Origin of the sequence: Priestia sp. FSL H7-0729, assembly GCF_038005685.1 — a bacterium.
Lineage (GTDB): Bacteria > Bacillota > Bacilli > Paenibacillales > Paenibacillaceae > Paenibacillus.
Map to the genome: position 1 here is coordinate 537960 of NZ_JBBOTQ010000001.1, position 12084 is coordinate 550043.

The following is a 12084-nucleotide window of genomic DNA, read 5'->3' on the forward strand; positions in this document are numbered from 1 at the left end:
TTGTTATTCTAGAATCTTTTCCATACGATTAGCATGGGATAGATTATGAATTGGGCGCTATTGGACAAAAAGTGGCTGCATTTTGCAGGGTTTTTGATATAAATGTGCAGGCCTATGCAAGAAAAGCTGTTGTACAATGTGACGACTGGGTGAAAATGACCGATTTCGATACGCTCATAAGCACATCGGACATCGTCAGTGTACATATTCAAGCCCCCAAAAATATATGCTATAGCATGTTTTTGGGGGCTTTAGATCCTATCATTTCAATTCGGTTAATCCTCTTGCACATTCATATACAGTTTATCTAATATTACTTTTAACTGCTTAAGTTCCTCTGGCTCTAACCCTCGTGTAACGTAATTATGAGCGTCTTTGACCGTTAACAACAACTGTTGCTTAACTTCTTCTCCTTTAGGAGACAAATATAAATGATGTGAACGCTTATCTTGATCATTAATCATACGTCGAACCATTTCTTTACGTTCTAACGAATGTATCATCCTCACGACAGTTGTTTGATCCCGATCAATTGCCTCCGCCAGCTCTTTTTGAGTCGTAGCTTTATCAATATCCATATAAAAAATAATACTCCATTGTTCAGGCGTGACCTTATAAGGTTTCAATTGTTTGATAAAATAATTTGTAAGCTTGAGATCAGTACGGTGAATTAAAAAACCAGTCACATCATATAAGTCCATTGTTGTACCCTCATTCATCATGTTCTTACACCAATTATAGGTGATCTGAACGATTGTTACAAACTACTTTATATCGCCATCGTGCTTAAATAAGTCGTTTAAAAGAAATGATACATCGACACCATCAAGCTAAGAATAAACAAAACGAGTGCAGGAATGGCCTTTTGTATGGGATCTTTGGCTAAAACAATCAAGGTAAACGCCCCAGCAAGCATCGTTCCACCTAGAAGCACACCCGCCAAAAGTGCAAAAATAGGTATCCGTATGCCAATGATCATACCAATGGCTCCCACAATCTCAAACGAACCGGTCAGAACATTAAAGTAAGAGGGCAATCCAAATCGTTTGAATTCGTCGGCCATTTTACCCGAAATAATTTTGCTTCCTGTGAGTAGGAAAAAGAGACCTAAAAGAATCTGTAAAACGGTAATAAAAATGAACATAGCTATCCTTCTTTCATTAAGTTGTGCATATGGGATTAATATATGCTATAGCATGTATTTTGTGTGATATTGTTCAATTTGTCAACCTTTAAGTAGTATCACATGTCGGTTAGAAAATTAATCACTCTCAAGTACATGCTATAACATATGCTTGAAAGTGATTTTTACGATCTAACCGCAATTCCTATTGAACGGGGTTACGATACTGCAGAAGATCCTTCAAATTCGAGATTTTTTGCAGCAGCTTCTCCCCCACATTGGTTTCCTTCACCAGTTTCCGTTCCAGTTCTTTGTCTACCAGTCTTTTCACAGACAATACGTCCGTTCCGTTGCATAACACATCTTCTTTTGAATTAAATTTCTGGTGGGCGACGAGCTGCATGCCAAAAGAATTGTAAAGCAAGGTATATCCGGCAATGCCGGTGGTGGATTGATAGGCTTTGGAAAAACCGCCGTCAATCACGATCATTTTTCCGTTTGCTTTAACAGGGCTCTCTCCACTTATTTCTTTGACTGGTGTGTGCCCGTTAATCACATGTCCATGATCCGGATTCAAATCAAACTCCTGCAAGATTCTTCGACAGATCTCTTCATTTTCACGTAAATGGTAGTAAGGATTTTTTTTCTCCTTATGTGCTTCTTTTTCTTGAATAAAATAACGTTCAAAAGTGGTCATTTCTCTCTTGCCAAAGAGTGAGGAACACTCCCCTGTCCAGATGTACCATACCATATCCGTCGCCAGATCTTCTGTCTCTTCCGGATGTGCAAAGGCGTAACGTAAATAATCCTCAAAAACATCAAGCAATTGACGGCCCGCATATGTCTTGTCTTCAATCTGCATTTCTTCCATATTTCCTTCTTCATCCAAAGGAATACAGCCGTGAATTAACAAATTCCCGTTGTATTTTAAATAAAGGCTCCCCTTTTTCATGAGGAAATTCATATGTCTGGCCAGCTTTTCGGAATGCTGAACGGAGAACAGCAGTTTCTCCATCACCTGGCGTTCTTCCTCCAGCAACTCTTCAGGCTTCTGCGGATTAACAGTGGTAAAACAGGTGTTTTCCAGCAGGTACGTTTTTCCGCAGATGTTGATTTCATTTTTGTCGTAATCAATCTGCTCCAGCAAAAGTCTTTCAGACATATTGAAGTACGGGCGTCTCTTAATAATTGGGCTTTCAAGTTTAAACTGGATCATGGCAATGGCTTGGTGAATTTTAGTGATCTGCAGAATTTCCTGCTCAGATACATTATGGTCAGCCTGTAGTTTAGGTCTGAAGGGCAGATTGTCTTCATAGTATTTCTCCGCCAAGTTTAGCAGTGGGCGCAGATTGATTCCGTATACATCTTCAATGATGTCCAGATTGTCGTATCTGGCGCAGATCCGGATAATATTCGCAAGGCAGACCAGAGAACCTGCGTAGGCACCGATCCAGAGGACATCATGGTTTCCCCACTGAATGTCTACAGAATGGTAGTTGATTAGCGTATCCATAATTTTATCGGGGTCCGGTCCCCGGTCATAGATATCTCCAACCACATGAAGATGGTCAACCACCAGGTGCTGGGTGGTATAAGCAAGGCCAATAATGAGCTTGTCCGCTTGGCCAAGGGATATAATCTGCCGATATATTTCCTCATAATATGGATCCTTATTGTTGGTCGAATCCGTCTTGTACAGAAGCTCCTCTACAATATATACATACTGCTCCGGCAGAGCTTTACGTAATTTCGAGCGCGTATACTTGGAAGAAGCGTAAGCAATAAGCTTAAGCATGTGTTCAATCGTTTCTCTATACCACTGGTTCAAAGCCTGTTTGTTGCTCAGTTCGCCTATAACCAGCTGTATTTTTTCTTCCGGATAATAAACCAACGCTGCAAAATCATTGATTTCTTTATCCGTCCATACCCCCCGGAATAATTCCTTGATTTTCTCTTTGACGGTACCTGAACCGTTTCGTAGAACATGCTGAAAAGCTTGAAACTCCCCATGCAAATCACTGACAAAATGCTCGGTTCCCTTTGGGAGATTGGAGATCGCTTCAAGGTTGATGATCTCTGTGATGATTTTTTCTTCCGTATCATATTTCTGGGCCAATAAATCTAGAAATTGCTCATCCAAAACAGATGTCCCCCTTCAAATAAGTTATGTGATGTTGAATTTATAGTAAGTTTTCAAGGGACTTTTACTTATATGGTGATTATCAGCATTGTCCTTCCTAATCATACTCCAGTTCATCAACTATGAACAAATTTCTTCGAATGCATGTTGATTGAAACATTGTTCCGTAGCTATTTTAGAAATATGAACTTTATTCAATCTGTTCAAAACAGAAATTCACCTCGTTGACTTATCTTTTGCTACATCGAAAATGGGTATTGAGCAGGACGTTACGTCACAGTTTATAATAAAAACATGGTGCTAATAAGTCTAAAAACGCTAATATAACTGGAGGTGATTAGGTGGAATTTACCGTGGGGAAATTCGCTAGCACGGTTAACACAACAATAAGAACGCTCAGGTATTATGAGAAAATCGGGCTTCTTGTACCAAAAAATAAAAATGACCTCAATCAGAAAGTTTACGATAGAGATGAACTCAAGAAATTTTATAACATACAGTTGCTCAAGAGCATGGGTTGGCCTTTAAACGAAATCAAACAAATGCTTGAAGAGACAGAATATTCTTTTAGAAACATGTTAGAAATGCAAGAAGCTGTTCTTCTTGATCATAGAAATAAAATAAACTTGTCCCTGGAAATGATGTTGCTCATGAATACTATTCGCTTAGAAGAAGATCAAAGGACGATTTTAGAACAGCACTTCTCTCTAAACACGGTAGGGAAAATCATGCCCATAAATAAACATCAACAAATCACTTTGGATCTATTAAACAGGAGATTATTATCTTTTTTTCAAACAACAATTCATCGTGAACTCCGTCCCGATAGTCAAGAAGTACAAGAAGAATTAAAAGAATTGTTAGCTATGGTTCCTGCACCTATTCAAGAGCTTACTGCGTCTGATTTGGGCTTGGTCAAACAATTGGAAGTTTATAAAGCTTTGTTGCCTGTTGGTACGGTCGAATTTGTTGAGGAAGCGATTCAAGTGTTATATCATAACCAGTGCGAGGAAAACGGAGAACAATTATGAATGAAATAAGTGCTCGACTGCATAATAGATTATTGCTTCAGATGATATTAGGCTTAATGCCGTTCTTATTTTTAGGGTTAGCGCTTATTGCACTTTTTAAGTGGGGTGAAATAAATCCCTATATTCATTCATTGTTTCTTCCCAATGAGATGTCTTTTCTTGATGTGACCCTACTCGGTTTCATCGTCGGTGTGATTGTGGCTTTTGTTTCTGTTGCTCTTATTATAAAAACAAAAACAAAGCTTCCTCAATCGAACGGTGGAGAATTGATTCTTCGTATCATGAAAACCCCGAGTGGTATCGCCGTTAGTTCACTAGGTGGGAGTTTTTTTGAAGAGTTTTTCTTTAGGGGAGTACTAATAGGATTATTTCTAGGTTATAACCATTATGTAGATGGAATTGTGATCTGCTTGAGTACGTTTTTGTTTTGGCTTATTCATATCCCCCAGTATAAGGGGGTGTATTTAGCTTACGGATTAGTATTTATTAATGGATTAATACTTGCCCTGTTGTTTTATTATACTGATTCATTAATTGCTCCCATGATTGCTCATGCTATTTATAATCTGGGCATAGGGATTTATTTTATAAAAGACAGCTTGTACCAAAAGTAAATAAATGGTCTTTCGCAGCTCAAATCACTAAAAAACAATCGTTTGTAGCTTGGCTGAAATAAAACAAACCGGCGGGTGTTTCAATACTCGGTGGTTTGTTTTATTTAATCAACAGCGGCTTTCCGAAATATTACAAGTTACACGAGTACATACTAAGGAAAAGTTGGATGAAGCTTACATAACGGAGGTCTCTTCATGGTATTTACAATCACAATTATCATCGTAGCACTGTTTGCAATCTGGGGTGCTGTCGCTCCTGATCAACTGGCGGATGTGGCAAGTGTTGCCTACAACTTCTCTATTCAGAATTTTGGCTGGTTTTATTTGCTAGCTACATTGTTCTTCCTGATCTTTGCTTTCTATCTGGCGTTCAGCCGATTTGGTAATATCAGGCTCGGAGACGATGATGATGAACCCGAATATTCTACAGTCTCCTGGCTGTCCATGCTGTTTAGTGCTGGTATGGGTATTGGACTGGTTTTCTGGGGAGTCGCTGAGCCGTTGTCCCACTATTTATCTGCGCCGGAGGGAGCAGAACCAGGAACAACCCAGGCAGCAAGACTTTCAATGCGTTATTCCTTTTTCCACTGGGGATTGCACCCTTGGGCGATCTATACCGTTATCGGCTTAGCTCTTGCTTACTTCCAGTTCCGGAAAGGCTACAAAGGATTGATTAGTTCCACCTTTATTCCTTTGATCGGTGAGCGGCTTGCTGCAGGATGGCTTGGGAAGGCCATTGATATTCTGGCGGTGATCTCCACCATTTTCGGTGTTGCGACCTCACTTGGATTGGGTGCACTTCAGATCGGTGGCGGGTTGAATCACTTATTCGGTATCCCTAACTCGACCATAGTCCAAGTTATCATTATCACAGTTGTGACCGTACTATTTTTAATCTCGGCAACTTCCGGTCTGGATAGAGGGATTAAAATTCTAAGTAACACCAACCTTGTTATCGCTGTGCTATTAATGCTATTTGTATTGGTAACTGGACCAACTACGTTCATATTTGACACATTTACAACAACCTTGGGCAGTTACATGCAAAATATCATTAATATGAGTTTGAGATTGACACCATTCTCAAAAGAAACCTGGATTGGGGCATGGACATTATTTTACTGGGCATGGTGGATCGCGTGGGCTCCCTTTGTCGGTACTTTTATCGCCAGAGTATCCAGAGGAAGAACCATTAAGGAATTTGTAATTTACGTCTTGCTTATTCCAAGCCTTTTCGGATTTGTCTGGTTCTCCGTCTTTGGTGGTACAGGAATTTATATGGAATTGTTCAATGGAACCCATCTTGCGGAGGCTGTCCAGGAAGATACGACAACCGCCCTATTCCTTATGCTGGAGCAGTTGCCTTTGGGCACGATCGTAGCATCCATCGCCACTCTTCTGATTATGATTTTCTTTATTACGTCAGCTGATTCGGCTACATTTGTACTGGGCATGCTGACTTCAGACGGCACTTTGAACCCAAGTGCAAGAGTGAAATTAACCTGGGGAATTATGCAGTCTGCCATCGCTGTCGTCCTGTTAATCAGCGGGGGGTTGAATGGCCTTCAAACAGCCTCTATTGTAGCCGCACTACCGTTTGCTGTTGTCCTTATTGGTATGTGTGTCTCCCTACTCAAGGCTTTGCAGGCTGAAGACAGAGAACGACGTCAGAAGGAAAAACGACAACGGCAAAAGCTGAAACGACTGTTGGAGGAACAAGAAACCTCGCAGAATGAAATCCCCATAAGGTAATGTATACTTGACCTCTATAATAAAGGGCACCTGTCTTAAGACGGGTGCTTTTTCTATAGACTGTGGCTTATGGTCTCAACTTTTATATTCACTTACATCACATTGTCCATAATCATTGTTGCCCACAGCAATCATCGTACCATCCAATCTAAGTCCAACCGTATGAGCACACCCTGCTGAAATAGCCCTAATTTCGTGCCATTGGTATACATCGCATTGGTGATGTTTATTTGAACCTACAGCAACCATCGTACCGTCAGACTTAAGACCGACAGTATGATAACTGCCCGCTGCAACGGCTACAATGTCGGACCAGCCGCTTACGTTGCATTCACCTTCGTTATTTCTACCTACAGCTACTACCGTACCATCTGATTTAAGTCCAACTGTATGAAGATACCCTGCCGAAACAGCCAATATATTGCTCCAGTCGTTTACGTTACATTGTTTATACTTATTGTTACCAACAGCTGTCACCGTGCCGTCTAATTTTAAACCGACTGTGTGCCAGTCACCCGTCGTGACCGCTACAATATCATGCCAACTGCTCACGTTGCATTCACCTTCATTATTTCGTCCCACTGCAACCACCGTGCCATCTGATTTAACCCCAACCGTACGGCACCAACCTGCCGAAATGGTTACTATATCGCGCCACTGGCTTACATTGCATTGATCATGCTTATTCCAACCTATAGCTGTTACCGTACCATCCGATTGAAGACCAACTGTGTGGGCATTACCGGTATTCGTAGCCATATGAACATTACCAGCAGCAACTGCGATAATATGGGACCAATCGCTTACCTCACATTGCCCGCATTTGTTATCACCCACAGCTGTGACTGTTCCGTCAGATTGAAGTGCAACGGTATGGCGACGACCCGCCGCTATGGGATCGTTACGGAGCCGTCTCGTATCCAACAACGTTTTCTTCCGTGAATCGTAGTTCATATCTATCCTCCAGAGCAATAATAAAAAACCTCAGATGAGATAACCATTCTGAGGTTTTTTATTATTGCTGTTTTTCTTCCATCATTTTAGAGTCTTCTGATATTCATGAGTCATCAGACAATCATATCAGTTGTTTTGAATACCTTTGATAACTTCAACCTTTTTATCCCCTGCTGTTTTTGCTAACTCTGACGTGGTACTACCTTGGATAGCAACGATCACGCCAGTAGCCAGCATAGAAACGATTAAAGTTGCGCTGAGAGCCTTGGAAATTTTCTTCTTGACCATAAATAGACCTCCAATATTTCATGATATTGTTCATAAACCAATGAGTTATAATGCAGCTTCACAAGTGAATTACAATATTTCACTTTTTTTGTGGGTTAATCCACCTGGTGATTGTATTATAGCGTATTGACAATGATTGTAAAAGGTTTTTGCTGATAGATTAACTCTTCCGGTAAGCCACCTTATGAAAATCTTGGATATAACGAAATAGTTGCTCACCCTCATCAAACACCTGCATGCTTCCATCCAGTGGCAGCGTCATCGCCTGATATGGTTCAGGTACCATTCGATATTGATGAACATAGGAGGTTAGGACAAACCCGTTGTGTTGCCAAAACTGAATGCGTTCCTGATGAGCCTCTGTTGTCCCGGACTCCGCCTCGATGATTATGCCTCTGATCTGATGTTCCCTTAACGCCCAGTCTCTGAGTTGCTTCAGCATCCAGGTTCCTACTCCCGAACCGCGCAGCTTCTGTTCAATCGCAAGGTAATCGATAATCAGGATGCGGTCTGCACCCTTCCCCACCAGTCCAGTAACAGCCATTGCGATCACTTCTCCATGTTGCACGCCCGTGTGTAAATAACCAATGCGCCGATCCAGCATACTGCGAAGAATCGCTTTTGTCTTGGCGCCGCTCGGAAAAGCTTCATGATAGATTCGCTCCATCCGTGCCCACAATGCTTCATCCCACGCCTCTATCGTCGTAAACTCTAATTCCAGCATTTTATTACCCCCATCTGCTCCCTCACATTTTATTATTTTACTCTAAAATTGGTTGGAGCGTATTTGCTTACAAGAGGTACAGCGCTGAACAGATATGCTACAGTTAACACCATGAAGACAACAGTAAGTATCCATAGTGCAGGGCCTACAAACATCGCCGTAACAAAGCCTAATGAAATCAGACTGTTCACGAATGTAAAAAGCGGATTATTTGTGTTCAGCTCTGTTGTGTAGGGCTGGAACACATAGTATACCAATAGATGATGTACTGAGAAGAATACAGACAGTGCCATCGTCATCACCCAGATGGGAAGCAATGTACTTAGAACCCTTCCTTCAGACAAAACAAGTAAAGGCACACTCAGTACAGTTGCTAAACACACACCTAATTTTAGATTCAAGACTAACAAGCTCCTAAACCTTAAACGAAAATGTTGCTTCGCATGCTTGCGATAAAATGAATAGCGCATAAGTTGCATATCACAATGGAGAAATAGCCCCTTACAAACCTCTCGTCCGATTGTCAGACTTAGCATAGCCATGATAAGTATAGGCGCATATCGTTCCACTGCGTTTAGAGAGACATGATCACGGAAAATGAATGCCAAGAAAGATAGGAATAAGCCGATAATTATAATAGCTACTAAACGTCTGCGAAACGGCACCTGGATGAGATGATTGTACCTACTAACCAGGAGGTTATGCATTTGTTCGTATCCCTTTTTACCTAATGAAGTTTGCCCGCGAACATGTAGGTTGGACAAGGAATCTTTGCCATAATCATTATCTTTTGCCTGTACCATCTGTTGTTGAAGATTAGCCATCATGATTTCCGTATTCAACAATGGATCAGCTTGGTTCGTTACTGCGCGTACGGCTGCTGTGAAATCCGTATGTTTTAGTAAGTTATATCCAGCGGCAGTCCCAGATAACGCTATTAGTGTGACAAGCCACCGTTGCTCCAATATCACCGATCCGAAAAGAGGAATACTCAGTGATGTCAATGGTAGGTACGCAGCTGTCAATGTGAGTAACATGACCAAGCCCATAACCCCTGTTTTCTGTACTAGGATCGTTCTTTTCGATCGAAAAACGGCCAAATGTATCCATTCACTTAGCAGGCGCCAAATTGTCATGACTCCAACGGCCAGAAGCGCATGAAAAATGGAGAAATTAAAAAACAATGAAACCAACGTCAATGCAATTCCTTGATACAAAAAGAATGTAGTGTACCGATAAAACAGCTCAGCTCGCATAAATTTGGTAGGAGCTATTCGCATAATTCGGACAGCAGTATACTTCATTTTGTTTGATTCCAATACTTTTGCACTAGTCATCCCGGCCATCACTCCACTAATGCAAAAATACATGTGAAGAAGAAGAGCGAACCGCTCTGTAGTGTTAGAACCCTCTGTCCATAAGAGTATGGGCAATGCAAGCATTCCCCCGAAATAGAGCACACTTTCTAACAACCCGCCGACAAGCATCAGAACCACTGCGAATGCACCAATTATGCGTTTCGTCCGAAAAGCAGCATAGGTCTGTTCACTGAAGACACGGCCAACAACGGGTATCTTCTGCATGAAATAGATGATGCGGTTTACGAGTGTGATAACCTGCAGCTGCCGCATGCGAGAAATCGTACTAAACATTTCCTGCATCGGCATTCTCCTTCTGGGCACCCTGTTCGTTATCGACTTGTAATAAGGCAATAATCTTCTCTTCAAAATCAGGTTGCGTGAGAATTTCTGGCGAAATCTGCGTCAAACGGCCACCATTCAGAATAACTAATTCATCACACAGATCGGTTGCCAATTGTAATATATGAGTTGAGAAAATGAGTACATGATCCTTTTTCATATCTCGTAGCAATTGTTTCATCTCGCTCGCAACAATAACATCAAACGAGGTTAGAGGTTCATCCAATAAGATCACAGTGGGTTTAGTAAGTAAAAATAACAGCATTTGCACTTTGTTTTTCATCCCGTGTGAATAGTGCTTAATGAGTTTATGCCGATCGTCGTGTGTAATGTGCATCATATCAAAAAGGGCGTCCATATCGTCTCCTCGCCCTTCAATCACTTCGGAATTAACATCAATGAAAAAACGTATAAACTCATATCCTGTCAGAAATTCCGGTAACATTGGCATGGAATACACGTATCCAACATCATCCATCTCTAAGTCACGCGATGTGGATTCGTCCACTAGTTTCATTGTGCCATTATCCGCCTGAATCTCGCCTCCTAAACAATTAAATAATGTTGTTTTACCAGCACCATTTCGTCCGAGAAGACCATAAATCTTCCCCTTTTCAAATTGAAAATTCAGATCTGTTAATACTTGTTGGTTACCAAAACGCTTCCTTAAATTCTGAAGTACCAATTTCATATATTTTCTCCTCCATGTTGTTCCCGTTTTCAAACCTATTTGAAAGTTGTTTAGTTTTCATACATATCAATCCTTTCGGTATTTTGAGAATCGCCTTTTTCGGTCTATATAACTAATGTGGGTAAATTAGACAATTCCTCTTATAAATATTCTATTTTGAATGATATAATCCCTTTGTTTCGCTTTTTCTGCGTGCTGGTATGTAACATATTCAGGACAAGAACGTGTGCCGATCAATTAAAAAAAGCCGCTATTAGCGGCTTAAATGGAATCATGTTTTTGTCCCTCGATATGTAGTTTTTACGCAGTGGTACATTCCAGACTACTGAAGAATCGTTCAACAAAAACATCACCATATATTTTCTTCATATAATTCATGTTAAAAATATATTGTTCCATATGCTCAAGCTTGCGCAGACTGCGTACCAGCATTTTTCGATCCTCTTCGGATAGATTCGTGTCAACGTCGATCTTCTTCAAAGCATTTTTCACACGTGCGGATACCTGTTCAACATAGAGATGGTTTTTGGATTTTGGAGGAATACATTGCGTCAGGTCACAGCCCACAAAACGAACACCGTCAAGAATGCAGTTTTCAAAATTGGCGATTAGCTTTTGTCTGCTGTGTCCCTCAAACGTAATATCGACTAGCTTGCCGGCAAATGAACAATTGACGATATTTGCCGCTTGTAAAATCCGGTCATTGAATCTACATTGAACAAAAGTACAGTCGATAAAGGTAGCATTCTCCAGTGTCATGCCTCTCATATCGCACGAGGTAAATTCGCAATTGGTGAAAACAGCTTCGTCTTTGGCAATACCTACTGAGCGTAAGTCGGAACGAATAAATGTACAATGATCAATCGTACTACCGGCAAAAAATCTCGCATTCGAAAGATCGCAGCTATCAAATACAAGATGATGCAGGTTGCAGTTCCAAAATATAGGTGAGCCTACATTCGAGTTGGTTATGGTCGTTCTATTTATCGTTTCGTGCTCGTACCTGACAATATCAGAAAATAATTCGTCGTCTACTGACACACCAGACTCAAGTCTTCTCATCCCAA

General features: G+C 41.0%; 13 protein-coding genes. 4 read left to right on the top strand and 9 right to left on the bottom strand.

The window, feature by feature from the left end:
• Positions 1 to 50 precede the first annotated feature (50 nt).
• Complete coding sequence (locus MHH93_RS02340) at positions 51 to 311, top strand: NAD(P)-dependent oxidoreductase (protein WP_500052606.1); 261 nt, start codon at positions 51 to 53, stop codon at positions 309 to 311.
• On the opposite strand, the gene MHH93_RS02345 is transcribed toward MHH93_RS02340, so the two are convergent.
• The 3 genes from MHH93_RS02345 to MHH93_RS02355 all read right to left on the bottom strand — a co-directional run bounded on the left by MHH93_RS02345 (position 276) and on the right by MHH93_RS02355 (position 3263).
• Positions 276 to 701 (bottom strand): MarR family winged helix-turn-helix transcriptional regulator, encoded by a 426-nt coding sequence (locus MHH93_RS02345; protein WP_500052607.1) that lies wholly within the window; start codon positions 699 to 701, stop codon positions 276 to 278. The genes MHH93_RS02340 and MHH93_RS02345 overlap by 36 nt on opposite strands.
• A 98-nt stretch (positions 702 to 799) precedes the next feature.
• Positions 800 to 1150, bottom strand: coding sequence for a DoxX family protein (locus tag MHH93_RS02350; protein ID WP_500053305.1), 351 nt, complete (start codon positions 1148 to 1150; stop codon positions 800 to 802).
• A gap of 178 nt (positions 1151 to 1328) precedes the next feature.
• Complete coding sequence (locus MHH93_RS02355; protein ID WP_500052608.1) at positions 1329 to 3263, bottom strand: fructose-1,6-bisphosphatase; 1935 nt, start codon at positions 3261 to 3263, stop codon at positions 1329 to 1331.
• A gap of 341 nt (positions 3264 to 3604) precedes the next feature.
• Between MHH93_RS02355 and MHH93_RS02360 the strand changes: the two genes are divergently transcribed.
• The 3 genes from MHH93_RS02360 to MHH93_RS02370 all read left to right on the top strand — a co-directional run bounded on the left by MHH93_RS02360 (position 3605) and on the right by MHH93_RS02370 (position 6660).
• Positions 3605 to 4294, top strand: a complete 690-nt coding sequence (locus MHH93_RS02360; RefSeq protein ID WP_500052609.1) for a MerR family transcriptional regulator — start codon at positions 3605 to 3607, stop codon at positions 4292 to 4294.
• The gene (locus tag MHH93_RS02365) at positions 4291 to 4908 is read left to right on the top strand and encodes a CPBP family intramembrane glutamic endopeptidase (protein ID WP_500052610.1); all 618 of its coding nucleotides are present in this window, start codon (positions 4291 to 4293) and stop codon (positions 4906 to 4908) included. Before MHH93_RS02360 ends, MHH93_RS02365 begins: the two co-directional genes overlap by 4 nt.
• A gap of 195 nt (positions 4909 to 5103) precedes the next feature.
• Positions 5104 to 6660, top strand: a complete 1557-nt coding sequence (locus MHH93_RS02370) for a glycine betaine uptake BCCT transporter (protein WP_500052611.1) — start codon at positions 5104 to 5106, stop codon at positions 6658 to 6660.
• A 75-nt stretch (positions 6661 to 6735) separates the two neighbouring features.
• Here MHH93_RS02370 and MHH93_RS02375 read toward each other — a convergent pair whose 3' ends face one another.
• The 6 genes from MHH93_RS02375 to MHH93_RS02400 form a co-directional block, all read right to left on the bottom strand.
• Positions 6736 to 7614 carry an RCC1 domain-containing protein gene (locus tag MHH93_RS02375; protein WP_500052612.1) on the bottom strand — a complete coding sequence of 293 codons (879 nt, stop codon included), beginning with the start codon at positions 7612 to 7614 and terminating at the stop codon, positions 6736 to 6738.
• A 126-nt stretch (positions 7615 to 7740) separates the two neighbouring features.
• Positions 7741 to 7902, bottom strand: a complete 162-nt coding sequence (locus tag MHH93_RS02380) for a hypothetical protein (protein WP_500052613.1) — start codon at positions 7900 to 7902, stop codon at positions 7741 to 7743.
• 160 nt (positions 7903 to 8062) lie between these two features.
• Positions 8063 to 8626 (bottom strand): GNAT family N-acetyltransferase, encoded by a 564-nt coding sequence (locus MHH93_RS02385; RefSeq protein WP_500052614.1) that lies wholly within the window; start codon positions 8624 to 8626, stop codon positions 8063 to 8065.
• A 32-nt stretch (positions 8627 to 8658) separates the two neighbouring features.
• Positions 8659 to 10287 (bottom strand): hypothetical protein, encoded by a 1629-nt coding sequence (locus MHH93_RS02390; RefSeq protein ID WP_500052615.1) that lies wholly within the window; start codon positions 10285 to 10287, stop codon positions 8659 to 8661.
• Positions 10271 to 11017: an ABC transporter ATP-binding protein gene (locus MHH93_RS02395; RefSeq protein ID WP_500052616.1), complete on the bottom strand. Its 747-nt coding sequence runs from the start codon at positions 11015 to 11017 to the stop codon at positions 10271 to 10273. Before MHH93_RS02395 ends, MHH93_RS02390 begins: the two co-directional genes overlap by 17 nt.
• Before the next feature lie 300 nt (positions 11018 to 11317).
• On the bottom strand, positions 11318 to 12079 hold the full coding sequence (locus MHH93_RS02400) for a pentapeptide repeat-containing protein (RefSeq protein WP_500052617.1): 762 nt from the start codon (positions 12077 to 12079) through the stop codon (positions 11318 to 11320).
• Positions 12080 to 12084: the final 5 nt, after the last annotated feature.